This is a genomic window from Sphingomonas sp. F9_3S_D5_B_2, assembly GCF_054263715.1.
Genome location: NZ_JBSZFB010000004.1, coordinates 176179 through 201747 on the forward strand (window position 1 = coordinate 176179; position 25569 = coordinate 201747).

Sequence of the window (25569 nt, forward strand, 5' to 3'; positions counted from 1 at the left end):
CACCGCCAAGAGCAGACAGGGAACCAGCAATGCCACAACCGAAGGACGGGAGCACGCGCGACGCCGCTGGCGCGATGCGCATCGACCCCGGACTGGTGCGTGAGCTCGCCGAGCTCCTCAGCGCCAATGGCCTGACCGAAATCGAAGTTGAGGACGGCGACCGGCGCATCAAGGTGAGCCGCGAGCCAGCGCCGGCTTTCCACACCTCCGCTCCGGCGCTGCAAGCTCCGGCTCCGGCGGCTGCAGCATCGCAGTCCGCATCCCCGGCCGCCGATGCGAGCCAGGACGAAATCACGGGCGATGCCGTGAAATCGCCGATGGTCGGCACCGCCTATCTTCGGCCCGAGCCAGGCGCCAAGCCCTTCGCCGAGGTCGGTGACGCAGTGAAGGCGGGCGACACGCTTGTCATCGTCGAGGCGATGAAGGTGATGAACCCCATCACTGCGCCAGCTGGCGGCATCATCAAGAAAGTCCTGATCAGCGACGGCCAGCCGGTCGAATTCGACCAGCCGCTCATGGTCATCGGCTAAGCGACGCCAGCCCAATGAAGATCCAGAAGCTGCTCATCGCCAATCGCGGCGAGATCGCGCTGCGGATCCACCGCGCCTGCCATGAAATGGGCATCCGCACCGTCGCGGTTCACTCGACCGCCGATGCCGACGCGATGCACGTCCGGCTTGCCGACGAGACCGTGTGCATCGGTCCGCCGTCGGCCACCGACTCCTACCTTAACATCCCGAACATCATCTCGGCCGCGGAAGTGGTTCACGCGGACGCGATCCACCCCGGCTATGGGTTCCTCTCGGAGAACGCGCAGTTCGCCGAGATCGTCGAGCTTCACAACATCATCTGGGTTGGCCCAAAGCCCGAGCATATCCGGACGATGGGCGACAAGATCGAGGCCAAGCGCACTGCCGCGAAGCTCGGCCTGCCCCTCGTGCCGGGCTCCGACGGCGCGATCACCAGCCTCGCCCAGGCGGAAGAGCTCGCGGAAGAGATCGGCTATCCGGTCCTGATCAAGGCAGCGTCCGGCGGCGGCGGCCGCGGCATGAAGGTGGTCGAGCACCGCGACGAGCTGGAAAGCGCGATGAGCCAGGCCTCGTCCGAGGCGCGCTCCGCATTCGGCGACGACACCATCTACATGGAGAAGTATCTCGCCGATCCGCGCCACATCGAGTTCCAGGTGTTCGGCGACGGGGAAGGCGGCGCGATCCACCTCGGCGAGCGCGACTGCTCGATCCAGCGCCGCCACCAGAAGCTGCTCGAGGAAGCGCCTTCGCCGGTGCTCACGCCCGAACAGCGTGCCAGCATGGGCGAGGTGGTCCGCAAGGCGATGTCCGAAATGGGCTATCGCGGCGCCGGCACCATCGAGTTCCTGTACGAGAACGGCGAATTCTACTTCATCGAGATGAACACCCGCCTGCAAGTCGAGCATCCGGTCACGGAGATGATCAGCGGCATCGACCTGGTCCGCGAGCAGATCCGGGTGGCCTCCGGCGAAGGCCTGTCCTGCCGGCAGGACCAGATCAAGCTGCACGGCCACGCCATCGAATGCCGCATCAACGCCGAGGATCCGGAGACCTTTGCCCCCTCTCCCGGCCTGGTGAAGAACTACGTTGCGCCCGGCGGCATGCACGTGCGCGTCGATAGCGGGCTCTACACCGGTTATCGGGTGCCGCCTTACTACGACAGCATGATCGGCAAGCTGATCGTCTACGGCACCACGCGCGAACGCTGCATCATGCGCCTCAAGCGGGCGCTGGAGGAGTTCGTCGTCGAGGGGATGAAGACCACCATCCCGCTTCACCAGCGCCTCGTTCGGGATCCGGAGTTCCTGGCTGGGGACTATACGATCAAGTGGCTGGAGGACTGGCTGTCGCGACAAAACAGGAGCGACGACGAAAGCTAAACTTTCGGTCGTAAGCTGCGTTCGTGGACAGAGATCCCGAATCAATGACGAGCTACAGCGGCAACGTAAACCGGCCGGAGCGCGCGCGCGCCATTGCCGCAGTGGTAACCATCCACTGCGTGCTGGCAGCGGTAATCCTGTCCGGCCTGAACGTCGACAAGGTCCGTCAGGCTGTCGAGAAGCTGAAAACGTTCGACATCCGCGAAATCCCGCCGCCTCCGTTACCGCCGCCCCCGCAGCAGGCACGCACGGCGAAGGAGGCTGCGGGCGCGCCCGCGCCGAGGGCGCAGGCCTCACCGGTGGTGGCTCCGCGGCCAAAGATCCCAGTCCGCACTCCGGTGCCGGCAGCCCGCAGCGCTGGACAGGGAAGCGCGTCCAGCTCGGGTGCTTCGACCGCAGGGGGCGGGACCGGTGCCGGTCGGACCGGCGTGGGCACCGGCGGTGGCGGAACCGACTACTCGGGCTTCACGCCGGCACGTCTGATCCGCAACATCCCCAGCTCACAGTATCGCGAGCTCGCGGCAGCGGGCATGCCGAGCGGAGAAGTTGCAGTCACCATCCGAGTCGCAACGGACGGAAGCGTCAGCAACTGCCGGATCGCACGGTCCAGCGGCGACGCAACGACAGACTCGCTCGTCTGCCTGCTCACCGATCGCTACGTGCGGTTCACCCCGGCCCGCGACCCCGATGGCCGCGCCGTATCGCAGGACATCACCTATTTCCCGAATTGGCGGCGGCGCTGACCTTCAGCGCCCGACGGCGGAACCGCCGGTGTTCGAAGACAAGGTCGCAAGCTGCGCCGCATCACGCCGGTAGACGTCGTCGTAATAGGCGATCGCGCCGCCCTCGTCGGGCGTGGCCGTCATATAGGTGATGTAGACCGGCACCGGCCGCGCCAGAGGCACGGGCTGTTCGGGTCCGGCGGCCTGCCAGTCGAGATCGCGCCCGAACAGCCAGCGCCCGAGGCGCGCCGCATCCTCGAGCCGTACGCAGCCCCCGCTGTAGAATCGCGCCGACTTCTGGAAGAGGTCCCGGCGCGGGTTATCGTGCAGGTAGACACCGAACTTGTTGGGGAACATGAACTTCATCCGCCCCATAAAATTCTGCGGGCCCGGCTTCTGGCGGATCATCACTTCGACCTTGCCGTCGACGACACCCTTCCAGTCGACGGTCTTGGGGTCCAGGATCGTCGGATTGTCGCTCCAGTCCGAGACGATCTGGTACCCCATCTTGTCGAGGTACGGCAGGCCGTACTTGATCACGAACTGCCCAACATCCTCACCGGCGAGATCCGGCGGCACGTACCAATAAGGGTTCAGGGCGGCGTAACGGATACTCGCGGTCAGCATTGGCGTCTGCCATTTCGGCTTGCCGACGACGACGACCATCGAGTCCACGACCCGGCCATTCTCGTACATGTAGAGCCGCTGCTGCGCGGCATTCACAACGACATATTTCTGCTTGCCCGGGGGAAGTGCCCGCGCCCGCTGCAGGTTGACCTGGAGCAGGTCGCGCTGCTTGTCGTCGGCATATTTCTTCTCTGTCAGCGCAGAGCGAAGCTCGCCGTAAATCGGATGCATCCAGCCGAGGCTGCGCACATATTGGGAGAGCGATGGCGCTGCTGCAGCTTCCGTCAGCACCGTCATCGGGCTCGGCGGCGTCGGAAGCAGTTGCGGATCGACATAGGTGATGCCGACGCCAGGATCATGGCGCAGGTCTCCGACATAGGCCGTGAAGGCCTGGCTCAGCATGATATCGGCGCGCTGCGCAGCTTTCGAATTGCTGCCACGTGCGGCTGCCAGCGCCTGCTCCAACACGGCAATGCCGTACCGGTCCGGATTCAGCCCATCGACGTCGGCGCTCTTGAGCAGCGCGAGGAGGTCCTGCGCTGCAGTGCCGGCGGACGGCGCCAGCCACAGCGGCGCACCGCCTCGTGCCCGATAGAAGTCGAACGTACTCAGGCGGGTTGGGACTGCCGCCGCAGCCTGCACCTGAGCAGGAGCAGGAGCAGGAGCAGCCTGGGCAGACGAAAGCGGAGCCGCGGCAAGCCCGAGGGCCGCCGCAACTCCGCCAATTGATTTGAAAACGTGCACCGGCACATGGCCGGTGCACGCGTTACGCAATAACTTCACTTCAACTCCGATCGAGAGCTTAGCCGCGCTCGCCGCTCCGCACCGGGGTCGAATAGGCCGGAGCAGGCGCAGGGGCCATCGTGTTGCTCGGGCCGCCCGCATAATATTGGCCGTTGTAGACATATCCGTCCACCGTACCATCATTGTTGCGATCCGCCCAAACGGCGCCGGCGAGACCGCCGACGGCCGCACCGATCACGGCGCCGGTCAGGACGCTGACACCCGGGATGACCGCACCAGCAGCCGCGCCGAGCGCTGCGCCGCCGAGAGCGCCAGTAGCAGCGCTGCCAAGCACGCTGCGCGTGCCCGGATCATAGCCCTGCGGCTGTCCGGCGTAATACTGGCCGTTGTAGACATAGCCGTCGACGTATCCGTCGTTGTTGTTGTCGGCCCAGGCGGCACCGGCGAGACCACCGATAGCAGCACCGACCGCAGCGCCTTCGATGGTGCTGATGCCAGGAACCACCGCACCGACAGCAGCGCCGCCGAGGCCGCCAATGGCCGCATCGCGGGTCACCGCAGGATTGCTTGCGCACGCGCTGAGCGTGACAGTAGTTGCCAATCCGAGCGCCAGAATGGATTTCCGCATAGTCTTTCTCCCGTTTCGTTGAGCTGCCGGGACATGCGCAGTGACTCAATCGCCGCTGAAACGCATGTCGCAGGGCAGGAAACGACGATTTGCAGTCATCGTTCCGCAGCCGCGACAATGTTTGCTGCTTCTGCGGCGGACCGAAAAACTCGCTAGCTGGTCATTGGCGCGGCCGCGGCTTAGCCTACGTCCATGATTCAGCAGGCGCAGAAGGCGACGATCTACCACAACCCGAAATGCGGAACGTCGCGCAAAACGCTCGATCTTCTTCGCGACGCAGGAGTGGACGTGTGGATCCACGAATATCTGAAAAATCCGCCGACCCGCGAGGACCTGGCACGGCTCTACAAGCGCGCCGGGATCACTCCGCGCGAGGGCCTTCGCACCAAGGAGCCACTCGCCGCGGAGCTTGGCCTGACGCGCCCGGACGTGACGAACGATGAGGTGCTCGACGCGATGGTCCGCCACCCGATCCTGATCGAGCGCCCGCTCGTCGAGACCGGCAAGGGCGTCCGCCTGTGCCGCCCGCAGGAACGGGTCCGCGAAATCCTCTAGCAGCGCTTGCGTTGAGGCATTCGCGCGAGCCGTTGAACCCGACTACGTAGCGCGAGATGAGTCGGCTTGATCCGCGCCTCCTGCTTCAGGGCTATGCCACCGGCATCTTCCCGATGGCCGACAGCCGCGATGCGCAGGATCTTTTCTGGGTCGAGCCCCGGAACCGCGCGATCCTTCCGCTCGACGCTTTCCACCTGTCGCGATCGCTTCGGCGGACGATCCAGCGCGGCGCATTCACCATAAGCCGCGACCGCGCGTTCGGCGCGGTCATCGCCGCCTGCGCCGACCGCGAGGAGACCTGGATCAACGCCGACATCGAGCACGCAATGCATGCCCTGCACGCTTCGGGGCACGCCCATTCCATCGAAGTCTGGAGCGGCAGCGGCGAGCGCCCCGCGCTGGTCGGGGGACTCTATGGCGTCAGTCTCGGGAGGGCGTTCTTCGGTGAAAGCATGTTCAGCCGCGAAACCGACGCTTCAAAGGTGGCGCTGGCGTGGCTTGTCGCTCGCCTCAAGGCCGGCAATTTCATGCTGCTCGACTGCCAGTTCCTGACCGATCACCTCGCCTCGCTCGGGGCAGTGACCGTCCCGCGCGAGACCTACGTCGGGTTGTTGGCGGCGGCGCTGGGAGGCGGCGACGGAGCAGGCGCAGTGGCGCGCGGCCGCTTGCCTGCAGAGCCGGTCGACTTCGGAGCGCTAGACAGGTTGCTGGAGGTCGCGGGCGCAGCCGGCGCAGGCGCTCCCGGCGGATATGTCATCACACAGCTCTTGGGCCACACGTCGTAGACCGGGTGCTCAACGGTGTTGAGCGACGGCGACTCCTTGTAGAGCCAGCCCGAGAACACCCGTCCGAACGTGCGGTCCGGACGCATCACGTCGACCTGCACGAACGCGCCCGTGAGCTTCTCCGGCTCCCACGGCGCCGTGGTCTCGCAGGCCCGCAGCCGGACCACGACGTCCTTCCAGCGGACGGACTGGCCGGGGTGAAGAGCGACGTTCTGCACCAGCGAGTTGCGCTTGTTGAGGATGGCGATAACCGCCACCCTCTGCGCCATCGGCGTTACGCCTGGCTGGTTGACGCCGGTCGGCGCTGTACCCTTCGTGACGACGGGCGCCGTCGCCTGCTGCTGCGCCGGTTGCTTGCCGCAACCCGCGACAGCCGCCGCCATCGTCAGCAGGGCAGCGCTTCGCAGCTGCACGCTTATTCGGGGATCCATGGCTGGTAGTCGCCGGTCGATGCAGGCCGGATTCGGCCGCTGCCAAGCGATCCGTCGGGCCGGAATGCCGCCATCGTGCCAGTCAGGTTCGCTTCCGCCGGCTTGTGGAAGCTTCGGCGCGGCGGCAGTGCCTTTTCGGGCAGATCTTCGATCGTGCCCTTCAGCCATGCCTGCCATTCCGGAGGCACGCGGCTGCCGTCGTTGGCGCCATTGTAGATTACCCAGCGGCGCGGGCTGCTACCGCCCCTCGCGTAATAGACATTGCCCGCATCGTCGCGGCCGACCTCGTTGCCGTGCAGACGCGTGAACAGGGCGGTGCCGAACGTCGCGCCGTTCCACCAGGTGAACATTTTCGACCAGAAACCCATGGACATGGGCCTCTGCCGCGTCCGCCTTGAGAGTGCAAGCGCGACGTCTGTTTGCCGCTTGACCTGCGCTCCCAGTCAAAGAGTCCAGCTGACGCTGTCGCCTTCCTTGATGCCAAGCTCGGCTGCGCGTCCGCCACGGATTTCGAGGACCCCGCTGACCGGAACGCCGGACGGGATCGGGTCGAGGGACATCGGCGCAGCGTTGGCGGCGATCCGCGCAATGCGGCCGTTCGCGTCGATGAACACCAGGTCGAGCGGAATCAGCGTGTTCTTCATCCAGAACGACGCGTCGCGAGGCGGGTCGTACGGGAAGATCATCCCACGGTCCCCGGCGAGCGAAGTGCGGAACATGAGTCCGCGTTCCTGCTGTTCAGGCGAGCCGGCAACCTCGACGGTGAAGCGGTGATCGCCGGTGGTCGAATGGATGATCAGCGGCACCTCCTGGAGTCCCGATTGGGCTTGGCCGCCCGCCGGCTGGGCAGCCGCTTCGGCGGCGGGCGCCTGCGGGCTGCAGGCAGCGAAGGCAGCGCCGATCAGTAGAGCGATGAAGGCTGGGCCAGCTCGCCGCGGATTTCCACTGCCGTCAGGCCCTTGCCCCCGTCCGCGATCCGCGCTTCCACGCGCTGCCCCGGCTGGAGCTCGCCCAGGTGCGCCTGGCGCAGCGTCTCCATGTGCACGAACACGTCCTCGTCCGCCGATTCGACGCGAATGAGGAAGCCATAACCCTTGACGCGATTGAACCATTTGACCTCCACCGGCTCGAACTCACCGGCGCGCTCGGCAAGAGCGCTGCGGTCGGCGCGTTCGCGAGTCCCAATGGAGGAGCGCGATTGCGGCGGCAAGGCCGTGGACAGATCGATGGAAATGACTCGCTTGACCTGCAGCCCGCGCGCCTGCTGGACAGGGATGCACTCGACCGCCGCACCCTCGGGAACGCTGCGGCGCCCATGTTCGCGAAGCACGCTGAAATGGAGCAGCACGTCGCCTTCAAGCTCGTCGCAGACGAGGAAGCCGAAACCACGCGTCGCGTCGAACCACTTCACCCGTCCGACTATCGGCGGGAGTTCGCTGTCGCCATTCAAGCTGGGAGCAACGGCGTCCGAATCTGCGTCGGGAGCTGCAGCCGCGGCGGCGGGCTCCGCCTGATCCAGGCCGGCAGGATCCTCTCGATCAAGCTTCGCATCAACCCGTGGCACGTTCCCCTATTAACATGGGCGAGTCTGTCGGCAAACCGACTTTAACAAAGAGTCCGCAACTGCTCTGCAATCGCGTCCCGATCAGGGTCGGTCACGGGGCCCATTGCGACGATCGCGCGGGCAAGAGCGAAGTCATGGCCGGCGCGAACCATTGCTCGAAGCGCTTTGTCCCGCTCGGCCGGAAGCGCTGCAGCGCTGCGCGCGAACGGCCCGATCCGACGGCGTTCGGCGAAGCGGATCGCCGCTGTCACCGCCTCCTCCTCCGCATGGAGGCGCGCGGCCTCGGAATCCTGCTCGCCCACGCCCGCTGCCCGAAGCGCGTCGCCCAGCCTACGCTTGCCGTAGCCGCGTCCGGTCAGCGACCGCGACTTGGCCAGGGCATAGCCCGCGTCGTCGACATAGCCCCGTTCTGCGAACTGCTCGGCGATTACGCCGATGTCGGGCGGCGAACCGTCGGCCCATCCGCGCTCCCGCACCTTGCGATCGAGATAGGAACGCAACTTCGCCCGGGTCGTCGCGAAGCGCTCGACATAGCGCAACGCAAGGCTGTTCAGCCCCTGTTCGTCCAGTGGGGCTAGCTTCCGACGGTCCATGTTTGCAGCCATGACGTCTTTTTTGTGCCACACTCTCGAACCATCAGGAACAGGCGTTGCAGGCTCGCAGCGCACGAGAGTGCGACAATGTAGGAAGGGATGGCGTGCTAGACCGCCACGCAGACCAGCGAACTGATCTTGCGCCCGGGGGGGCGACGCCGACCATCGACAGCTTGCCGCGGCGCATTGCCGACTTCCGCACGCTTGGTGAAGCGCTCGACTATGCCGCCAAGGGCCGCAGGGGCCTCAACTTCCACGACGCCCGTGGTACGCTCACCCGCGCCTACCCCTTCTCCGAGCTCCGCGACGATGCACTGGCGGCAGGGCGCCGCTTCGTCGGACTGGGTGTCGTTCCGGGCGACCGCATCGCGCTCGTAGCCGAAACGGGCGTCGAGTTCGCGGCCTGCTTCTTCGGCGCGGTCTATGCTGGAGCGCTTCCCGTTCCGCTGCCACTGCCGACCAGCTTCGGCGGCCGCGAAGCCTATATCGCGCAGCTCAAGATCCAGCTGGACAGCTGCGACCCGAAGCTGTTCCTGTTTCCGGCGGAGCTGGAGGGCTTTTGCAGCGATGCAGCCATCCAGCGCGGCGTCGATGCACGCGCCTGGGAAACGATCGCCAGCCTCGACGAGACCTCCGGCGAGCTTCCGCCGGCAAAGCCGGACGATATCGCCTATCTCCAATATTCCAGCGGCTCGACCCGTTTCCCGCACGGCGTCGCGGTCACCCACGAAGCGCTGCTCGCCAACCTGCACGCCCACGGCGTCGGCCTGAAGATCCGTGACACCGATCGCTGCATCTCGTGGCTGCCCTGGTATCACGACATGGGCCTGGTCGGCTGCTTCCTGTCGCCCGTGGCGCTGCAACTCCCCGCCGATTACCTCAAGACCGAGGATTTCGCGCGCCGGCCGCTGGCCTGGCTCGACATGATCAGCCGCAATCCGGGCACCAGCGTCAGCTATTCGCCGACGTTCGGCTATGACATCTGCTCGCGCCGCATGAGCTCGCAGACGCGCGCCGCCGACCGTTTCGAACTTTCGCGCTGGCGGATCGCCGGCAACGGTGCGGACATGATCCGCCCCGACGTGATGCAGGCCTTCGTCGACTGCTTCGACGAAGCCGGGTTCAAGGCCAGCGCATTCTGTCCGAGCTACGGCCTCGCGGAGGCCACGCTGGCGGTCTCCCTGATGCCGCCCGGCGAAGGCATTCGCGTCGAGTTGGTCGAGGAGAACGAGCTTTCCGGCGGTACTTGTGGCTCCGGCGAGCGTCCGCGCCGCTATCGCGCCGTCGTCAATTGCGGCCGCGCGGTCACCGGAATGGAAATCGAGATCCGCGACGCGGATGGCGAGCTTCAGCCCGACCGCGGCATCGGCAAGGTGTTCGTGCGCGGCAGCAGCGTCATGCACAGCTACTTCCGCGATCCGGAATCGACCGACGCCTGCCTCAGCTCGGATGGTTGGCTGGATACCGGCGACATGGGCTATCTGTCGGGCGGCTACATCTTCATCGTCGGCCGCGCCAAGGACATGATCATCATCAACGGCCGCAATCACTGGCCGCAGGACATCGAATGGGCGGTCGAGCAGCTTCCCGGGTTCAAATCGGGCGACATCGCCGCTTTCGCGATCACCGGCCCGTCCGGTGAGGAAACGCCCGCGGTGCTCGTCCACTGCCGCGTGTCCGATCCTGAGGAGCGTGGACGGCTGCGCGACGACATCCGTGAACGGGTGCGTGCGATTACCGGCATCAGCCCCGTGGTCGAGCTGATCCCGCCACGGACCCTGCCGCGCACCAGCTCCGGCAAGCTGTCCCGCACCAAAGCGCGGAGCCTATACTTGTCTGGCGAAATCCAGCCCTACGACATCGCCGCCTGAGCCCGGCTCACGGTAACGAGCGCTTAAGCCTTCTTTCACGCGTGCTAACCTAGGTTAAACCTAGCTCGGGCGAGGTTTGGATATGGGACGCGGTCAAGGCTGGGTCGGTCGCACAGACCGCAACATGGTTTCGGTGGATGCCATAGTCCTTCGTGAGGACGGCGCCCGCGTAACGGTGAAGCTGACCAACGTGTCCGACCAGGGCTGCTGCCTCAACGGCGACGAGACCTTTCGCATCGGCGAGCATGTCAGCATCGCCTTGCCCCGCATGGGGAGCGTCCGCGCCCAGATCCGCTGGGCCCTGCCCGGAACCGCTGGCGGCCAGTTCCTCGACTACGGCAGCCTGTAGTTTGCGTTGAACGGTCAGCCGCGCCGTGCGCTCGGCAACATGCGTTGGAGGACCCGGTCCTTCAGCCCGTAATGGTGATAGAGCGCTGCCAGAGCGTGGCCGAAGGCGACGATCACGATCGCCCAGCCCAGCTTCTCATGCAGAAAGTGCAGCGTGTGCCGCGTGGGCTTGTCGACCAGCCCCAGAGGACTTGGAAAGGCGAACAGGCCGAAAAAGCTCACCGGATGCCCCTGCGCCCAACGGAAGGCGAAACCGAGCGCCGCCTGAGCAACGAGCAACAGGTAAAGCAGGTAGTGGACGCCCTTCGAAGCGAGCCGCACCCAATTGACTTCCAGTGACGAAACCTGGTGACCGGGCATGAGCCGCCAGACGATGCGTGCGATGATCACCGCGGTCAGCAGGACGCCAAGCGACACGTGGACGCTCTCCAGCGTTTCCGCAGTCTCGTGCGAAAAATAGTCCCAGGTGATCGCCGGGATGAACTGTGCGAGCACCAGCAGTGCCGTAAGCCAGTGAAGAGTCACCGCGACATTGTCATAATTGGTGCCGTCATCGGCAGCGACGATGCGCGTCGCGGTGTCGAATGAAGTCCGGTCGGTCATGCTGGCCTGCTACTCCGTCAAAACTTTATTGCAAGTGATTCGCAAAAGGCTTGCAACGAGCGCACTAAGATATATCTTTCTGGGCGATGACCAACTTGACCGCCACGCAATTTTCCGCCGCCGCTCTCGTTCCGACAGCCAGCGCAAGCCGCTACCTCCAGCAGCTCTGCAAGCACTGGAGCCACAATCTGAAGGTCGATTTCACGCCCGACCACGGGACTGTCGTGTTCCCGCGAGACGCGCGCGGCGCCGATCACCCGGGCGACGGCCTCGTCACCTTCGATGCACAGCCGGAGAGCCTGAAGGTGCAGGTCGAGGCCTCCGACGCGGAACAGCTCGAAGGTCTCAAGGGCGCGGTACAACGGCATCTCGACCGCTTCGCCTTTCGCGAAGCACCACTCCAGTTCGACTGGAAATAGGGTAACAGGTGACCGAGTAGCAGCTACACACGTTCCACTACTCCGCCTGATCGCACCTCCTCCCAGGACTTCACCCGACGATGAAGGCTTTCCACGTCCCGACGGTGAATGCGCGCTATTGGGTGGCGATCACCCTCGCCAGCGTGTTTGGCACCAATCTCGGTGACCTCTATGCGCATGGAAGCGGGCTCGGCATCGGGCTCGGATTGCTCGTGCTTGCCGCCCTCGCGGCCCTCGCCTTCATGGCCGAACGCGGAGACAGCAGCCGTCACGAAGCGTGGTACTGGCTGGTCATCATCATCATCCGCACCGGCGCGACGAACATCGCCGACTTCCTGGCGTTCCGCGTGCGCATACAGCCCATCGTCCTCGCGCTCGCGCTCGTTGTTCTGCTCGCGGGCTTCGTGTGGCGGATGCATGTGCTCGCGCGAGCCAACGCGGGCTTGGAACGCAGACTTCCCAGGACCCACGCCATCTACTGGCTCGCCATGTTGAGCGCGGGCGTCCTCGGCACCGTCATCGGTGACGACGCTTCGCACGTCATCGGGCAAGGCCCCGCCTCGCTTGTGCTGCTCGCCACTCTGCTGGGTGCGCTTACGGTCACGCGGGGGTCCACCTCCCTTCTCGCCTACTGGGCCATCGTGGGCATCGCGCGCACGGCCGGCACCGCGATGGGTGATTTCCTTGCCGAGAACAAAGCGCTTGCCATCGGCCTGCCGCTCTCGACACTGATCACCGGCGCGGCATTTGTGGTGGTTCTTGTCGCGTGGCGCCGCCGGCCGGACCGGCAAGGGAGCAATGACCGTGCAACAGATTAGCCGCGAGATCCTCAGCAAGGTCCCGGCCGTCACGCTGGGCTTCTGGATCATCAAGATCCTGGCAACGACTCTCGGCGAGACCGGCGGCGACACGCTCACCATGACCTGGCTCGGGGAAACGACCGACCACCCCGTGCCGAACGGATATCTCATCGGCACGGCGATATTCGGCATCCTGCTGCTCATGCTGGTCGCCGTGCAGATCCGCGCCCGCAAATTCCATCCGTGGCTCTACTGGGCGACGATTGTCGCCTCGACGACCTGCGGAACCACACTCGCCGACTTCGCCGACCGCTCACTGGGCATCGGCTATCCCGGCGGGTCGCTGCTCCTCCTCGCCTGCGTCGCCGTCTCCCTGTTCGCCTGGTACCGGAGCCTGGGAAGCATCGACGTCAACACGGTCTCGGGCCCGCGCGAGGAAAGCTTCTACTGGCTTACCATTACCTTCTCACAGACGCTTGGCACTGCGCTGGGCGACTGGATCGCCGACGGTCTCGGCTATTCCGGTGGAGCGCTGATCTTCGGGGCCGCGCTCGCCGTCATCGCGCTGCTCTATTTCGCGACCCGAGTGTCGCGCGTTCTGCTGTTCTGGGCGGCCTTCATTCTCACCAGGCCATTGGGAGCAACGGTTGGCGACTGGCTCGACAAGCCATTGTCCAAAGGCGGGCTGGAGATGAGCCGTCCGATCGCCTCCGTCGCGCTCGCGGGCGTAATCGTCCTTCTCATCCTGGTGCTTCCGCAGCGTCCCGGGCGACACCCCGGCCAGGCCGAAGCGCGGGCGTGAAGTCGTCGAGAGTCGCCGCTGCCCTGCTCCTCGTGAGCTGTGCAGCGCCCGCCTTTGCCGGTCCGCCCTACCTCACCGACGATCCAGCGCCGACCGACGTCGGCCATTGGGAGATTTTCGCCTTCACCGCCGCGGGGGGCCGCGGATCCGATCTGGACGACGATACCGGCCTTGACCTCAACTACGGCGTCGCCAAGGACGTGCAGCTCACCGCGACCGTTCCTGTGGGCCTCTCGCACGAGGCGTCCAGTGCGTGGCGGGCGGGCACCGGCGATCTTGAGCTCGCGGTCAAGTATCGCGTCATCCATGACGAGCGCCGCGGTATCTCTGCAGCAGTGTTCCCTCGGGTCATCCTGCCAACCTCGAGCCTCGAGCATGGCGGCAAGGCGCGGGTCCTGCTGCCCGCTTGGGTGCAGAAGGACTTCGCCGGCGGAACCAGCCTGTTCGGCGGCGGCGGTTACGAGATCAATCCGGGCGCCGGCAACCGCGACTTCTGGCAAGTCGCCGCCGCGGTGACCCACGACCTCAACGAGCAAGTATCGCTCGGAGCGGAACTCGCGCGCCAAGGCCGCGATGCCGCCGCGGGATCAGCCGAAACCAACGCCGGATTCGGCGGGATCGTGAAGATTTCGGAACATCATGCTGTCCTGGTCTCCGCAGGCCCGACCTGGTCCGGCCACCGCACCGGCTACCACCTGTACGCAGGCCTCGGGCTCAACCTGTAGTCGACGCCGATTTGCTGCCGTCCGCGGGCCGTGCCATGAGCGCGGCGTCGCTCGAGGGGAGTCGGATAAACGTGCGTAAACTGGTCGCTTTCGCAATGTCGCTGGCGCTTGCAGCGCCGATTTCCGCGCAGTCGCAGTCCGCCGTTCAGCCAGGGGGCGATATCCCCTCCAAGTTCCACCCGGTCCAGGTCCCGCCGATCCCTAAAGGCGGCGACATCCCGGCAACATTCACCGCTCCGCGCTCCAGCTTCCAGTACGTTCGCCGCACGGCGATGGTGCCGATGCGCGACGGCACCAAGCTCTATGTCGTCATGATCATCCCGAAGGGCGTGACTCATGCCCCGATCATGCTCGACCGCACGCCCTACTCGGCCGATAGCCTGACGAGCCGCGGCGGCGGCGGTCCGCTGCTCGAGAACGTCCTCTCGCCTGCTTACTCGGAGCTTGCCCGCGCCGGCTACATCGTCGCTGCCGAAGACGTTCGCGGGAAGTACAAGTCGCAGGGCGACTACGTGATGAACCGGCCGATCCGTGGCCCGCTCAATCCCACGGCCGTCGACCATTCGACGGACGCCTACGACACGATCGACTGGCTGGTGAAGAACGTGCCCGAGTCCAACGGCCGCGTCGCAACCATCGGCACCAGCTACGACGGGTTCACGACGCTGATGAGCCTCGTCGGGCCGCACCCCGCCCTCAAGGCGGCGGTTCCCATCAACCCGATGGTCGACGTCTGGAAGGGGGACGACTGGTTCCACAACGGCGCCTTCCGGCAGGAGATGATCAGTTACATCTACAGCCAGACGGCAACCAAGAGTTCGGACGAGAACTGGTTCACCAACGCCTACGACGATTACGACACCTACCTGCGCTACGGCTCGGCCGGCGCCTACGGCAACGCGATGGGCATGCAGCAGCTGCCTTTCTGGAATCGCCTGACGCAGCACCCGGCCTACGACGCTTTCTGGCAAGGCCAGGCTGTCGACAAAATCCTGGCCCGCGCGCCGCTCACGGTCCCGACCCTGTTCGTTGACAGCCTGTGGGATCAGGAAGACATCTACGGGGCCCCCGCGGCCTTCGCGGCCGTCAAGAACAATGACGACGGCAACGCGCACCTCGTGCTCGGCCCATGGCATCATGGCGAGGCCAACGGCGGCGCGAGTTCGCTCGGCGCGCTCGAGTGGGGCAGCGATACCGGCAAGTGGTTCCGTCAGAACGTCATGCTGCCGTTCCTCAACCAGTATCTGAAGGACGGCCCACCAGCGAACATCGCCCGCGTCACCGCCTTCGAAGCCGGAGCCAACCAGTGGCAGCGCCTGGCCGACTGGCCGAGCGCCTGCGCCAGCGGCTGCTCCGCCGGCCTGACGCCGCTCTATCTCGCACCAGGCGCCCGCGTCGGGTTCGATGCGCCGGCGGCCCGTGGCGCCGACACCTACATCTCCGATCCTGCAAAGCCGGTCACCTACCGCGCGCGCCCCAACAGCTCGCCCCATTCGAACGGCTCCACATGGCGGTACTGGCTCGTCGACGATCAGCGCTTCGCCGAGGCTCGGCCGGATGTCCTGACCTATTCAAGCGCGCCGCTGACGCAGCCGCTCAAGCTTGCCGGCACGCCGCAGGTGCACCTCGTCGCCTCGACCAGCGGCTCCGACAGCGACTGGATCGTCAAGCTGATCGACGTGTACCCCGACCAGTATCCGCAGAAGCCCGAAATGGGCGGCTACGAGCTGCCGATCGCCATGGACGTCCTCCGCGGCCGCTACCGCGACGATCCGGCCCGTCCGACGGCAATCCCGGCCAACAAGCCTCTCACTTATGAATTCCGGCTCCCGGATGTCGATTATGTAGTCCAGCCCGGACACCGGCTGATGGTCCAGGTGCAGTCGAGCTGGTTCCCGCTCTACGACCGCAACCCTCAGACGTTCGTTCCCAACATCTTCTTCGCCCGCCCGACCGATTACCGGGCGGCGACCCAGAAGGTCTTCACCGGCGCCGACGGCACCTGGATCGGGCTGCCGGTCGTCCGCTGAGCCTTGCGTAAGGGGCCGGTGCTGGCTACCTCGCGCGGCGGCCTAGGGGTATAGCTCAGTTGGTAGAGCATCGGTCTCCAAAACCGAGGGTCGTGGGTTCGAGTCCCTCTGCCCCTGCCAGCCGTTAGTCCCGCCATGGACCACGTGCCGCGGTATCGCATTGCGGCTGCGTAGAAATGCCCGCCCGCATGTGCGATGATGACCAGCTGATCATCTCCTGATCGCGCGAAGGGGGCTTGGCGCTGGCATGCTGAAGGTCGCCGATCTTGCCGGCCGCGCTGACATCAAGGCGGGCCCCCTGACAGTGAGCCCCGCTCGCCGGGTGGTCGAAGGTCCTGCCGGACGCGCTCACCTCGAACCCATCGTCATGAAGGTCTTTCTGCTGCTCCTCGACGGCCGCGGCAGCGTCGTCACCCGCGACGAGCTGTTCGGAAACGCCTGGGGCGGCGTATTCGTCGGCGACGACAGCCTCAACCGCGCCATCGCGCGGCTCCGCAAGATCGCGGGTGAGACCGCGCCCGGCCTGTTCGAAATCGAAACGGTCCCGCGCACCGGATACCGCCTGACCGGATCAATCGTTCAATATCTCGACGGGCCCGAACACGAGGAGCAACGAAATGCTGGCAGTGCGGCTGTCTCGCGCCGCCTCGTGATCGGCAGCGCCGCGGCTTGCGGCGCCCTTGCCGCCGCGGGAGGCGGTGCCTTGTTGCTGGCAAACCGGCGGTCGAATGCACAGTTCGATGCCTTGCTTGCTGCGGCTCGGACCGCGATGAACCGGAACGAAGACGCTCCGGACGCGAACGCCAGGACGACTGCAATGCTGCGGAAGGCGCTCCAGCTGCGGCCGGACAGTGCCGAGGCACTAGGCAGACTCGCTTACGTCCAGAGCCAGACCAGGGGTGGCCCCGGGATCAACGCGTCCACAGCTGCACGGGCGCAGGAAGACGCCCGCAGGGCCCTTGCCCTCGACCGGCTTGAGCCGAGCGCACTGCTCGCCCTGTATGAGCTGGAAGGACAGACTCTCGACTGGTTCACCCGGGACCAGCGCCTGCGGCAGATCATCGCGCTGGACCGCAGGCACGTGCCCGCCATCTCCGAACTTGTCGCCCTGCTTCAGTCCACCGGTCTCAATCGCGAGTCCTGGGACCTCAACGAGCGGGCGATCGCGATCGAGCCGCTGTCGGCGGAACTGCGTGGCAGGCGGGCGCTGAAACTGTGGATCGCGCGACAGGACCAGGCGGCGGACATGGTCATCGATCAGGCAAGGGCGCTGTGGCCCTCGAGCGGGTTCGTGTGGTGGGTCCACTTCCTGATCCTCGCAACCACCGGACGCGCGCTTGCGGCCAAGGCCATGCTCGACAAGGATCCGAACTTCAAGGAGCCACCCTGGGTCGCATTCTGGCGTGCCGCACTGGCGGCCCTGATCGAACCCACTCCAGGCAATCTCGCCACTGCGCGCAAAAGCTGCCTCGAGGGCGCGAAGTCCGCCGGAGGTCTCGCGACTTCCGCGGTGATGGTCCTCGGCGCCCTGAACGAAGTCGATGCTGCGTTCGAGGTCTGCAACGGCTTCCTTCTGTGGCGCGGATCGGTCGTTCGCGCCGGCACCAGCGTCGATCAGCGGCTTGGCAGCGATTCAGGGTGGCGGATGAGCGTGCAGTGGTTGTTCACGCCCCCTTGCGCGGCGCTGCGGCACGACCCGCGCTTCACGCGCCTGTGCGCGGACATCGGGTTGGCGGACTATTGGAAACGGCGCGGCGTCCAGCCCGAGTATCTGCGCCTGGAGCGCTAGAAGCGTGCGTCCAGGCCGATCCCCACTTCTCGCGGGTTCTCGGCTGCCGCGGCGCCGAAGTCGCGATCGACCAGCGCGAAGCGGTCGAACAGGTTGCGCGCGTAAGCGAACACCGTGACGGTGCCCAGCCGATATTCGCCGCGCGCATCGACGATCGTGGCCGGGTCGATCGCCAGTATCCGCGAGTTCGCACTGTCGCTGAAATACGTCGAATGGTGCCGCACCTGACCCGACAGCCGCAGCCGGTCCGTCGCGTCCCAATCGACGGCCGCCGATGCGCTGAAATGCGGAGCCCGGTCGAACTGCTTGCCCTGGAGTAACGGCGCTGCCGCTCCCGCCTCTACGATCCGAGTGGAGAGCAATCCGATCGATGCCCGCGCCGTCAATGCAGCCGCGGGCCGCCAGCTCAGCTCCGCCTCCATTCCCGAACTGCGTGCCCGAGGCACGTTGAACAGGTCGGCAAAGCCCACCGGGAACCCGTTCGGCGCCAGGATCGTGATCTCCTCCGCCCGCTGGGCATTGCGCGCGTCGTAGCGGAATAGGTTCGCCGATGCCGTGAAGACTGGCCCGAACGTGGCCCGCGCGAACAGTTCACAATCCCACAGCCGCTCGGCCCCGAAATTGTCCGCCGCACCCGTGTCGAAGCGAAGCGTCGTCCCACCCGGATTGTACGCCTTCTGCACCAGCACTCCGGCGCGCACCCGATCCGTGAAGTCGTAGGCTAGCGACAGCTTGGGCAGCCAAGCGCTGAAGGTGCGATCGAAGTCGAGCGGGATCAGTGTTCCCTGGCGCGAGGCGGCAAGCGTTCCGGAGCGGTTCTGCCGGTCGCGTTGATAGCGGAGACCGGCCGTCAGCGTCGCCTTTCGAAACAGCGTCAGGTCCGCCTCCCCGAACAGCCCGGTCCCGTCCTGCGCATCGTGGAAGCGCCCGATGCCTGACAGGATCGACAAGTCGATCGCCTGCCGCAGCGCCAGGTGCGTCCTTGAAACACCGGTGACGCCGCGCAGCCCTTCGCCCGCTCGCCAGTTGAGCACCGCTTCGCCGGACCAGTCATGCCCGCGGATGTGCGCCTGCCCTGCGCCACGACGTGCGAGCCGCCGCACGTTGCTTGCCCCCGCCGTGGCGACCAGGTCGAGGTCCATTCCGGGCCCGACCTCGCCGCGCGCCGCCGCCGTCAGCGCGTCCACCCCGATCCGGAACACACCGTAGCCCGCCGACAGGTCGCGCCTTGCGCGGTACGGCGGCGTCAGTCCCTGGACCTGTGGCGACTGCGACTGGGTATGCGCGTAAATCAGCTGCAGCTGCGAATTGGACATCCCCCGCGGCTTGACCAACAGCTTCGCGTGCGCGGTCCCGAACACTTCATGGTTGGGCTCGGCTGCGACCATGTGGTCGGCGATGCGGCTCGCCGTCCGGTTGTAGCGGAGGTCTCCGGCGACCCGCACCGCGACGTCCGGCGAGAGCGGTCCGGACGCCATCGCCGACACTTCACGGGTCCTCAAATTGCCGATGATCGCTCGCGCCCGTGCCTCCGGCTGGAACGTCGGCGCATTGCTGGTGACGAAGATCGCTCCGGCGATCGAGTTCTGCCCCTGGGTGGTCGTTTGCGGGCTGCGGAACACCTCCACCCGGCTGACGTCCCACAGCGGCGCCGCACCGAACACGAACTCGCTGTAGGTGTCGCGCCGCCCGTCGACGACCAGCGTCGTCCGCGGCCGGTTGCCGCCAAGGAACGCCGGTAGATCGTGAAGTGCCCCGGTCGTGTCCTGGCCGCGGATAGTCGGTCCCTGGCTGCCGTTGCCAAGCTGCACGTTCGGCACGAGGGCCAGCATCTCGTCGACCTGGCTCGCCGAGGCCGCCTCGATGTCGCGTGCCGTCGCGACCGACACGCTGGACGCCGTGTCCTTGAGCAAGCGCCGGACGCGCTCCCCGGTGACCACGATTTCCTGCTGCGCCTGCTGGCGAGCGTCGTTCGCCGCCGGCGCAACAGCAGCGCCCGCCTGCACGGCAGCAATGAACAGCGCCCCAAGCACCATCCGCTTTCCCCCTGCGCCACTGGTCGCCCCGGCAATGCGCGAGGTCAACCTTGAAGACTCGCGCCACAGCCGCTAAGTCGCATCCCAGCCCCGCCGGCCACTTGGCCCGCGGGGCGCTTTTCTATCTGCAAGCGAGCAAAGCAACGTGGCGAAAGTCTCCCCCGGCGAATTCGTGAGGCAGGTCCGCCTCGAGGGCATCAGCCGAGTCCATTGGCCGACCCGCAAGGAGACCATCTCGACCGCGATCATGGTCGTCCTGATGACCGGCATGCTCGCGATCTTCTTCTTCGGCGTCGACGCGTTCTTCTCCACCCTCGTCAAGTTCCTGCTCGGCTTGCTGAGCGGTCCGGCCACGCCGCAAGCCTAACCTTCAAAGGTCCGAACACATGTCCCGCTGGTACATCATCCACGCTTACTCCGGTTTCGAGAACAAGGTCCGCGACTCCATCCAGAGCGAGGCCAAGCGCCTCCAGCTGGAGCCGTTCGTCGAGCAGGTCGAGGTCCCGACCGAGACGGTGACCGAGGTCCGCCGCGGCAAGAAGGTCCAGTCGGAGCGCAAGTTCATGCCCGGCTACGTTCTCGCCAAGCTCGAGATGAACGACCAGGTCTACCACCTCGTCAAGAACACGCCCAAGGTTACCGGCTTCCTCGGCCCCGGCGGCAAGCCGCAGCCCATCCCGGATACCCAGGCCGCGCGCATGCTCGACAGCCATGACGCCGCCGCCGCCGCCTCGCCCAAGCAGAAGATCAACGTCGACTATGAGATCGGCGACAGCGTGAAGGTCCTCGACGGCCCCTTCGCCAGCTTCAACGGCCTGGTCGAAGAACTGGACTTCGACCGGGGGCGCGTGAAGGTCGGCGTCAGCATCTTCGGCCGCGCGACGCCAGTCGAGCTGGAGTTCGAGCAGGTCGAACGGGTCAAGTGATGCGTGCAGCGACTGCCAAAGGCAGTCGCGAGTAGCACAGCAATCGCGAACGCGATCAGTAGCTGATGCTGCCGGTAATATCCGTGCTGCCTACGTTCTGCAGCGTGATCTGAATGTCGGCCAGGGCATCGCCGTCGATGTCCGCGTAGACGATGACCGCTCCGTGAGAACCAGCTTCGATCCAGAGCTGGCCAGGGCCGCTGGTCGGTGACGACACCAAGGTGAATGCCTGATCGCCATCCACGAGCGGGTTGGCGTCGATATTGGTGAGCTTCAGTGTGTCCACACCGGCCTGGAAGTCGGTGATGATGTCGCCGCTGCCCGTCACGCTGTCGCTGGCCATGAAAAAGTTGAAGGTGTCCGCTCCTTCCCCACCAGTAAGAGTGTCGGCACTTGCACCGCCCTCGATCCAGTCGTTGCCGGCACCGGCGATGACGACATCATTATCAGATTGCCCGTAGATCTTGTCGTCGCCCGCGCGCCCGTTGAGCGTATCGTTACCGGCCCCGCCGATCAGGTTGTCAGCACCGTCGGAACCGGTGAGCACGTTTGCCAATTCGTTTCCGCCGAGGGTTCCGGAGCTACCCGATACGACGCCGTTCTCGACGTTCGCGGGTAGATCGAAGTTCACTGCATAGATGGTGTCGATGCCGCCGTTCAGCTCTTCCACCACATCGTCCGGATGCCAGAAGTCCCCGAACGAATTGGTGTGTTCCCAATAGCCGTCTGCGTAGTAGCGATCGTTGCCATCGCCGCCGATCAGTTGGTCCTCGTCGTCGTCAAGGCTGGTCAGGACATCGTCGCCGCTGCCGCCATTGAGATAGGAATGGTTGCCCTTCAGGACGTCATTTCCGGTCTCGCCGTAAAGCGCGTCACCGTCGCCATACAGGCGGTCGTCGCCGTCCCCGCCATGCAGGACATTGTACCCCGCACCGCCGTACAGGACGTTGTTCATGGCGTTGCCGGTAAGCGTTACTCCTGACGAACCCTCCACCGCACCATTCTCGACGTTCGCGGAGAGCGTGTAGTTCGCCGTCGTCCGAACGCTGTCCGTCCCCTCACCTGCCTTCTCGACCACGATGTCGCTGGTGCTGTCGACGTAGTAGGTGTCGTTGCCAGTCCCCCCCGCGAGCCGATCGGCGTCCGTGCCGCCGTCGAGCCTGTCGTCGCCAGCACCGCCCGAGATGCGGTCGCTGCCTTCGTAGCCATAGAGCCGGTTGGAGCCGCCGTTGCCGGCGATCGAGTTGTCGAGATCGTTGCCGCGGCCAATTATGTCCGCTGAACCGGAGAGAGACAGGTTCTCGACATTGGCCCGCAGCTGATAGCTGATCGGCGAGATGACCCGGTCGATGCCCTCACCGGCGTTCTCGTACACATAATCTGTAGCATCCCGGATGATGTAGAGATCGTCACCGGCGCCTCCGAGCAATCGGTCCACTCCGCGCCCGCCGTCCAACTGGTCGTTGCCGCCGAAGCCGTAGACGCGATCGTCGCCATCGTAGCCGATCAACTGCTCGTCGGCGGTCGAGCCCTGCACGACATCGTTCCCTGTAAGTACGCCCTTCAGGAACGTCGTCACGTCCGCACTCTCCGCGAGGTTCAGCAACCGATCCAACTCGATCGACATGCCGGAGAGGGACATGCCCGCATATTCGAAGTTGGTGACGGTCCCGCTGATCGGGCTATCGGTGAAACTGCCGAAGAAATCCGCGACTAGCTGCTGAAAGGAGTCCTGGTAAGTCAGCCTGACGTGACCCGAGTCAACGTAGGTCAGCTGACCGAAGCGGAGATCCGACCAATCTGCTTCGAACTCCGTGGCATCGGAATCGGCGGCGAACGAGAGATTGGCCATCTGGCACACTCCAGTTGACGCTTGCGAGACCTCCTCGAGAGCGCCGGTCCTGACGACGACTTAACATTGTTCCCCGGCCGTTACCAGTTTGCCGCGCCGTGACTCGGCGCGAAGCATTGCCCGATTGGCCCGCTTGAGCTAAAGGCCCGCTCCTCCAGCACATGTTGGAAACCATTGCGGGAGGCCACCCCCTGACGGGCGGCCGCCTGGACCGCTAAACTTGGACCGGGCACCGGCCTCCCGCTGCTGCCCTATACAGAGTGAGATCATGGCTAAGAAAATCACCGGCTACGTAAAGCTGCAGGTGCCCGCGGGCGCTGCAAACCCCGCCCCGCCGATCGGCCCGGCCCTCGGCCAGCGCGGCGTCAACATCATGGAATTCTGCAAGGCGTTCAACGCCTCCACGCAGGAGCTTGAAAAGGGCATGCCGATCCCGACGGTGATCACCGTCTATGCGGACCGCAGCTTCTCCTTCACCACGAAGACGCCGCCAGCGTCCTTCCTCCTCAAGAAGGCGGCGAAGATCCAGTCGGGCTCGAAGGAGCCGGGGAAGGCTTCGGCCGGCACGATCAAGCGCTCCCAGCTGCGCGACATCGCCGAGCAGAAGATGAAGGACCTGAACGCCAACGACCTCGATGCGGCGTCGAAGATCATCGAAGGCTCCGCCCGCGCTATGGGCCTCCAGGTTGTGGAGGGCTGACGACATGGCAAAGCTGACCAAGAAGCAGAAGGCGCAGGCCGGTTCGGTCGACCGCGAGAAGCTCTACGGAGTCGATGAGGCGCTTGCGCTCGTGAAGACCAATGCGACCGCCAAGTTCGACGAGACGGTCGAGGTTGCACTGAACCTGGGCGTCGATCCCCGCCACGCTGACCAGATGGTTCGCGGCGTCGTCAACCTGCCCAAGGGTACTGGCAAGAGCGTTCGCGTCGCCGTGTTCGCCAAGGGCGCGAAAGCGGACGAAGCCACCGCCGCTGGTGCGGATGTCGTCGGTGCAGAGGACCTGATGGAAACCATCCAGGGCGGCACCATCGACTTCGACCGCGTTATCGCGACGCCAGACATGATGGGCGTTGTCGGACGCCTCGGTAAGGTACTCGGTCCCAAGGGGCTGATGCCGAACCCGAAGCTCGGCACCGTCACCATGGACGTGACCAAGGCGGTCACTGACGCCAAGTCGGGCCAGGTCGAGTTCCGCGTCGAGAAGGCCGGCATCGTCCACGCCGGGATCGGCAAGGCGAGCTTCCCGGAAGCCGATCTCAAGGAGAACTTCACCGCGTTCATGGATGCCATCGTCCGCAACCGGCCGACAGGCGCCAAGGGCAAGTTCGTGGAGAAAGTCTCGCTGAGCTCCAGCATGGGGCCGGGCGTCAAGGTCGACCTCGCGGAGATCGCCGGAGTCTGACGAACGGCTCGTCTGCCGTGCCGACCGGCTGGTCGCCGGGCAAGCACGGCAGGTGAACGGTGCATGACTGCCACATGAATTCCGCGGACTGATGCATTTAAGGAAGAGGCTGGAGGGCGCCACAACTGGCGCTTTCCGGCCTTTTTCTCTTTGGGACAGCGACTTGTCGGATGCGACTGTCGATTTCCCTGTTGCATCTCCGCCACAGTTTTTCGCAGTGTCGGATGAGCGACGTGCTTTCACGAAACTTTGTGCAAGTGCGAAGGTTGGGCGCCCCGACAGGGAAACACTACCAGCGCAGAAAGGATATAATATGCGCAGATTTTTGCTTGCGACCGTAGCGGCGCTCGTCATTGCGACGCCGGCCGCGGCTCGCGATGGCTCGCCGTATATCGGCATCGAGGGCGGCCTGCTGTTCCCACGGAGCACCAAGGTTGACCTTTACGGCAACGACGGCACCACGTCGGGGACGTTCAACAACGGGTTCTCGATCAAGTACAAGAACGGTTACGACGTCGACGCCATTGCCGGTTACGACCTCGGCATGTTCCGCATCGAAGGCGAGCTTGGCTACAAGCGCGCCAAGCTCGATCGGGTCAGCAATGTCGACCCGGCCGTCCTCGACGCCATCGAAAACACGACTGGAACGCCGGTCACGGCCGCTGACCTCGACTTCGGCGGCGGTCACGCAAGCGTGCTCTCGGGCATGCTCAACGGCCTCGTCGACTTCAGCGTCGGCAACAGCCTCGGTGTCTATGCCGGTGGCGGTGTCGGCCGTGCGCGGGTCAAGTACTCGCTCGACGGCGGCAGCGACAGCGACAACGCCTGGGCGTGGCAGCTGATCGCCGGCGTCCACGCTCCGGTCAGCGACAACATCGATGTCGGCCTGAAGTATCGCTACTTCCAGACCGGCCGGCTGAACTTCAGTGACTCCGCGGACGTTGGTGCAACCACCTACGATGCGGCTCTCCGTGGCAAGTTCCGGTCACACAGCGTGCTGGCCAGCCTGGCGTACAACTTCGGTGGCGTGGCCGCTGCTCTGCCCCCGCCCCCGCCGCCTCCGCCGCCGCCGCCCGCTCCGGAAGCGCCTGCTACGCAGACCTGCCCGGACGGCTCGGTGATCCTGGCGACCAGCGCCTGCCCGGCGCCGCCGCCGCCGCCCCCGCCGCCTCCGGCGACCACGGGTGAGCGCGGCCGCTAAGCGGATCGCTCGATAACCCTCTCGAGGGTGCAAATTGCCCCGGGCAGGACTTCGGTCTTGCCCGGGGCTTTGTCGTTCAGAGCAGGTCCGTGATGTTCGTCGCCGCACCGGCGCAGGCTGTCGAAGATTTCCTTCACTTCGTCGAACCAAGCCGCTAGCCGGACGCCGTTGCGCTGCCCGCCGGCAGCTTCCCGCAAAGGAACCTC

General features: G+C 65.5%; 28 protein-coding genes, 1 tRNA gene and 1 pseudogene. 19 read left to right on the forward strand and 11 right to left on the reverse strand.

The features are described from left to right. Positions 1 to 29: 29 nt before the first annotated feature. From accB to ACUXST_RS12105, 3 genes are read left to right on the forward strand one after another with little or no spacing between them, the layout of a single operon-like run. Entirely contained in the window at positions 30 to 530 is a 501-nt protein-coding gene (gene accB, locus ACUXST_RS12095; protein ID WP_458390237.1) for an acetyl-CoA carboxylase biotin carboxyl carrier protein, read from the forward strand. Positions 531 to 544: 14 nt separating this feature from the next. Beyond that, the gene (gene accC / locus ACUXST_RS12100) at positions 545 to 1909 is read left to right on the forward strand and encodes an acetyl-CoA carboxylase biotin carboxylase subunit (protein ID WP_458390238.1); all 1365 of its coding nucleotides are present in this window, start codon (positions 545 to 547) and stop codon (positions 1907 to 1909) included. Positions 1910 to 1953: 44 nt separating this feature from the next. Continuing rightward, a complete protein-coding gene (locus tag ACUXST_RS12105; protein ID WP_458390239.1) occupies positions 1954 to 2652 on the forward strand; it encodes an energy transducer TonB family protein in 699 nt (232 codons plus the stop codon). 3 nt (positions 2653 to 2655) lie between these two features. Here the strand turns inward: ACUXST_RS12105 and ACUXST_RS12110 are convergent, their stop codons facing one another. Then, positions 2656 to 4041 (reverse strand): L,D-transpeptidase scaffold domain-containing protein, encoded by a 1386-nt coding sequence (locus tag ACUXST_RS12110; protein ID WP_458390240.1) that lies wholly within the window; start codon positions 4039 to 4041, stop codon positions 2656 to 2658. A 19-nt stretch (positions 4042 to 4060) separates the two neighbouring features. After that, the gene (locus ACUXST_RS12115) at positions 4061 to 4630 is read right to left on the reverse strand and encodes a hypothetical protein (RefSeq protein WP_458390241.1); all 570 of its coding nucleotides are present in this window, start codon (positions 4628 to 4630) and stop codon (positions 4061 to 4063) included. A gap of 192 nt (positions 4631 to 4822) precedes the next feature. Here ACUXST_RS12115 and arsC point away from each other — a divergent pair, with 192 nt between their 5' ends. After that, a complete protein-coding gene (gene arsC / locus ACUXST_RS12120) occupies positions 4823 to 5185 on the forward strand; it encodes an arsenate reductase (glutaredoxin) (RefSeq protein WP_458390242.1) in 363 nt (120 codons plus the stop codon). Positions 5186 to 5241: 56 nt separating this feature from the next. Continuing rightward, complete coding sequence (aat, locus tag ACUXST_RS12125; protein WP_458390243.1) at positions 5242 to 5970, forward strand: leucyl/phenylalanyl-tRNA--protein transferase; 729 nt, start codon at positions 5242 to 5244, stop codon at positions 5968 to 5970. Positions 5971 to 6005: 35 nt separating this feature from the next. Here aat and ACUXST_RS12130 read toward each other — a convergent pair. The 5 genes and pseudogenes from ACUXST_RS12130 to ACUXST_RS12150 all read right to left on the reverse strand — a co-directional run. Continuing rightward, positions 6006 to 6401, reverse strand: a pseudogene (locus ACUXST_RS12130) (DUF2155 domain-containing protein); the annotation flags it as partial. Continuing rightward, positions 6386 to 6769 (reverse strand): NADH:ubiquinone oxidoreductase subunit NDUFA12, encoded by a 384-nt coding sequence (locus ACUXST_RS12135; protein ID WP_458390244.1) that lies wholly within the window; start codon positions 6767 to 6769, stop codon positions 6386 to 6388. The pseudogene ACUXST_RS12130 and the gene ACUXST_RS12135, both read right to left, overlap by 16 nt. Positions 6770 to 6844: 75 nt before the next feature. After that, on the reverse strand, positions 6845 to 7207 hold the full coding sequence (locus ACUXST_RS12140; RefSeq protein WP_458390245.1) for a DUF192 domain-containing protein: 363 nt from the start codon (positions 7205 to 7207) through the stop codon (positions 6845 to 6847). A gap of 95 nt (positions 7208 to 7302) precedes the next feature. Next, positions 7303 to 7965 carry a cold-shock protein gene (locus tag ACUXST_RS12145; protein ID WP_458390246.1) on the reverse strand — a complete coding sequence of 221 codons (663 nt, stop codon included), beginning with the start codon at positions 7963 to 7965 and terminating at the stop codon, positions 7303 to 7305. Between the two features lie 41 nt (positions 7966 to 8006). Continuing rightward, positions 8007 to 8558, reverse strand: a complete 552-nt coding sequence (locus ACUXST_RS12150; protein WP_458390247.1) for a regulatory protein RecX — start codon at positions 8556 to 8558, stop codon at positions 8007 to 8009. A gap of 104 nt (positions 8559 to 8662) precedes the next feature. Here ACUXST_RS12150 and ACUXST_RS12155 point away from each other — a divergent pair, with 104 nt between their 5' ends. Further along, the gene (locus ACUXST_RS12155) at positions 8663 to 10429 is read left to right on the forward strand and encodes a fatty acyl-AMP ligase (RefSeq protein ID WP_458390248.1); all 1767 of its coding nucleotides are present in this window, start codon (positions 8663 to 8665) and stop codon (positions 10427 to 10429) included. A 124-nt stretch (positions 10430 to 10553) separates the two neighbouring features. Further along, positions 10554 to 10778, forward strand: a complete 225-nt coding sequence (locus tag ACUXST_RS12160) for a PilZ domain-containing protein (protein WP_458390249.1) — start codon at positions 10554 to 10556, stop codon at positions 10776 to 10778. 14 nt (positions 10779 to 10792) lie between these two features. Here the strand turns inward: ACUXST_RS12160 and ACUXST_RS12165 are convergent, their stop codons facing one another. Beyond that, positions 10793 to 11380, reverse strand: coding sequence for a cytochrome b (locus tag ACUXST_RS12165; protein WP_458390250.1), 588 nt, complete (start codon positions 11378 to 11380; stop codon positions 10793 to 10795). An 86-nt stretch (positions 11381 to 11466) separates the two neighbouring features. Here ACUXST_RS12165 and ACUXST_RS12170 point away from each other — a divergent pair, with 86 nt between their 5' ends. The 7 genes from ACUXST_RS12170 to ACUXST_RS12200 all read left to right on the forward strand — a co-directional run bounded on the left by ACUXST_RS12170 (position 11467) and on the right by ACUXST_RS12200 (position 17945). Further along, positions 11467 to 11799 (forward strand): DUF2218 domain-containing protein, encoded by a 333-nt coding sequence (locus ACUXST_RS12170; protein WP_458390251.1) that lies wholly within the window; start codon positions 11467 to 11469, stop codon positions 11797 to 11799. A gap of 80 nt (positions 11800 to 11879) precedes the next feature. Beyond that, on the forward strand, positions 11880 to 12617 hold the full coding sequence (locus ACUXST_RS12175) for a hypothetical protein (RefSeq protein WP_458390252.1): 738 nt from the start codon (positions 11880 to 11882) through the stop codon (positions 12615 to 12617). After that, positions 12604 to 13401: a COG4705 family protein gene (locus ACUXST_RS12180; RefSeq protein WP_458390253.1), complete on the forward strand. Its 798-nt coding sequence runs from the start codon at positions 12604 to 12606 to the stop codon at positions 13399 to 13401. The genes ACUXST_RS12175 and ACUXST_RS12180 overlap by 14 nt, the downstream gene beginning before the upstream one ends. After that, positions 13398 to 14126 (forward strand): hypothetical protein, encoded by a 729-nt coding sequence (locus ACUXST_RS12185; protein ID WP_458390254.1) that lies wholly within the window; start codon positions 13398 to 13400, stop codon positions 14124 to 14126. Before ACUXST_RS12180 ends, ACUXST_RS12185 begins: the two co-directional genes overlap by 4 nt. 71 nt (positions 14127 to 14197) lie before the next feature. Further along, positions 14198 to 16156, forward strand: a complete 1959-nt coding sequence (locus ACUXST_RS12190) for a CocE/NonD family hydrolase (protein WP_458390255.1) — start codon at positions 14198 to 14200, stop codon at positions 16154 to 16156. A gap of 44 nt (positions 16157 to 16200) precedes the next feature. Continuing rightward, positions 16201 to 16276: transfer RNA gene (locus ACUXST_RS12195), tRNA-Trp, on the forward strand. Between the two features lie 127 nt (positions 16277 to 16403). After that, positions 16404 to 17945 (forward strand): winged helix-turn-helix domain-containing protein, encoded by a 1542-nt coding sequence (locus ACUXST_RS12200; protein WP_458390256.1) that lies wholly within the window; start codon positions 16404 to 16406, stop codon positions 17943 to 17945. On the opposite strand, the gene ACUXST_RS12205 is transcribed toward ACUXST_RS12200, so the two are convergent. Next, positions 17942 to 19981, reverse strand: a complete 2040-nt coding sequence (locus ACUXST_RS12205; protein ID WP_458390257.1) for a TonB-dependent receptor — start codon at positions 19979 to 19981, stop codon at positions 17942 to 17944. The two genes, ACUXST_RS12200 and ACUXST_RS12205, sit on opposite strands and share 4 nt — an antisense overlap. Positions 19982 to 20126: 145 nt before the next feature. Here ACUXST_RS12205 and secE point away from each other — a divergent pair, with 145 nt between their 5' ends. Together secE and nusG are read left to right on the forward strand one after the other, a co-directional pair. Further along, complete coding sequence (secE, locus tag ACUXST_RS12210; protein WP_458390258.1) at positions 20127 to 20348, forward strand: preprotein translocase subunit SecE; 222 nt, start codon at positions 20127 to 20129, stop codon at positions 20346 to 20348. Between the two features lie 19 nt (positions 20349 to 20367). Beyond that, the gene (nusG, locus tag ACUXST_RS12215; protein ID WP_458390259.1) at positions 20368 to 20907 is read left to right on the forward strand and encodes a transcription termination/antitermination protein NusG; all 540 of its coding nucleotides are present in this window, start codon (positions 20368 to 20370) and stop codon (positions 20905 to 20907) included. 55 nt (positions 20908 to 20962) lie between these two features. On the opposite strand, the gene ACUXST_RS12220 is transcribed toward nusG, so the two are convergent. Then, entirely contained in the window at positions 20963 to 22759 is a 1797-nt protein-coding gene (locus ACUXST_RS12220) for a calcium-binding protein (protein ID WP_458390260.1), read from the reverse strand. Positions 22760 to 23027: 268 nt separating this feature from the next. Here ACUXST_RS12220 and rplK point away from each other — a divergent pair, with 268 nt between their 5' ends. The 3 genes from rplK to ACUXST_RS12235 all read left to right on the forward strand — a co-directional run bounded on the left by rplK (position 23028) and on the right by ACUXST_RS12235 (position 25363). Further along, entirely contained in the window at positions 23028 to 23459 is a 432-nt protein-coding gene (gene rplK / locus ACUXST_RS12225; RefSeq protein WP_458390261.1) for a 50S ribosomal protein L11, read from the forward strand. Between the two features lie 4 nt (positions 23460 to 23463). Beyond that, positions 23464 to 24162, forward strand: coding sequence for a 50S ribosomal protein L1 (gene rplA, locus ACUXST_RS12230; RefSeq protein ID WP_458390262.1), 699 nt, complete (start codon positions 23464 to 23466; stop codon positions 24160 to 24162). A gap of 313 nt (positions 24163 to 24475) precedes the next feature. Next, on the forward strand, positions 24476 to 25363 hold the full coding sequence (locus tag ACUXST_RS12235; RefSeq protein ID WP_458390263.1) for an outer membrane protein: 888 nt from the start codon (positions 24476 to 24478) through the stop codon (positions 25361 to 25363). On the opposite strand, the gene ACUXST_RS12240 is transcribed toward ACUXST_RS12235, so the two are convergent. Beyond that, positions 25360 to 25560, reverse strand: coding sequence for a hypothetical protein (locus tag ACUXST_RS12240; protein ID WP_458390264.1), 201 nt, complete (start codon positions 25558 to 25560; stop codon positions 25360 to 25362). The two genes, ACUXST_RS12235 and ACUXST_RS12240, sit on opposite strands and share 4 nt — an antisense overlap. Between the last annotated feature and the right edge of the window lie 9 nt (positions 25561 to 25569).

Coding starts and splice junctions, on each gene's coding strand:
- aat (WP_458390243.1), top strand. CDS start 5,242: ATGAGTCGGCTTGATCCGCGCCTCCTGCTTCAGGGCTATGCCACCGGC.
- arsC (WP_458390242.1), top strand. CDS start 4,823: ATGATTCAGCAGGCGCAGAAGGCGACGATCTACCACAACCCGAAATGC.
- rplA (WP_458390262.1), top strand. CDS start 23,464: ATGGCAAAGCTGACCAAGAAGCAGAAGGCGCAGGCCGGTTCGGTCGAC.
- nusG (WP_458390259.1), top strand. CDS start 20,368: ATGTCCCGCTGGTACATCATCCACGCTTACTCCGGTTTCGAGAACAAG.
- ACUXST_RS12205 (WP_458390257.1), bottom strand. CDS start 19,981: ATGGTGCTTGGGGCGCTGTTCATTGCTGCCGTGCAGGCGGGCGCTGCT.
- ACUXST_RS12175 (WP_458390252.1), top strand. CDS start 11,880: ATGAAGGCTTTCCACGTCCCGACGGTGAATGCGCGCTATTGGGTGGCG.
- ACUXST_RS12160 (WP_458390249.1), top strand. CDS start 10,554: ATGGTTTCGGTGGATGCCATAGTCCTTCGTGAGGACGGCGCCCGCGTA.
- ACUXST_RS12170 (WP_458390251.1), top strand. CDS start 11,467: ATGACCAACTTGACCGCCACGCAATTTTCCGCCGCCGCTCTCGTTCCG.
- ACUXST_RS12150 (WP_458390247.1), bottom strand. CDS start 8,558: ATGGACCGTCGGAAGCTAGCCCCACTGGACGAACAGGGGCTGAACAGC.
- ACUXST_RS12135 (WP_458390244.1), bottom strand. CDS start 6,769: ATGGGTTTCTGGTCGAAAATGTTCACCTGGTGGAACGGCGCGACGTTC.
- ACUXST_RS12235 (WP_458390263.1), top strand. CDS start 24,476: ATGCGCAGATTTTTGCTTGCGACCGTAGCGGCGCTCGTCATTGCGACG.
- ACUXST_RS12220 (WP_458390260.1), bottom strand. CDS start 22,759: ATGGCCAATCTCTCGTTCGCCGCCGATTCCGATGCCACGGAGTTCGAA.
- accC (WP_458390238.1), top strand. CDS start 545: ATGAAGATCCAGAAGCTGCTCATCGCCAATCGCGGCGAGATCGCGCTG.
- ACUXST_RS12200 (WP_458390256.1), top strand. CDS start 16,404: ATGCTGAAGGTCGCCGATCTTGCCGGCCGCGCTGACATCAAGGCGGGC.
- ACUXST_RS12105 (WP_458390239.1), top strand. CDS start 1,954: ATGACGAGCTACAGCGGCAACGTAAACCGGCCGGAGCGCGCGCGCGCC.
- ACUXST_RS12115 (WP_458390241.1), bottom strand. CDS start 4,630: ATGCGGAAATCCATTCTGGCGCTCGGATTGGCAACTACTGTCACGCTC.
- accB (WP_458390237.1), top strand. CDS start 30: ATGCCACAACCGAAGGACGGGAGCACGCGCGACGCCGCTGGCGCGATG.
- ACUXST_RS12165 (WP_458390250.1), bottom strand. CDS start 11,380: ATGACCGACCGGACTTCATTCGACACCGCGACGCGCATCGTCGCTGCC.
- rplK (WP_458390261.1), top strand. CDS start 23,028: ATGGCTAAGAAAATCACCGGCTACGTAAAGCTGCAGGTGCCCGCGGGC.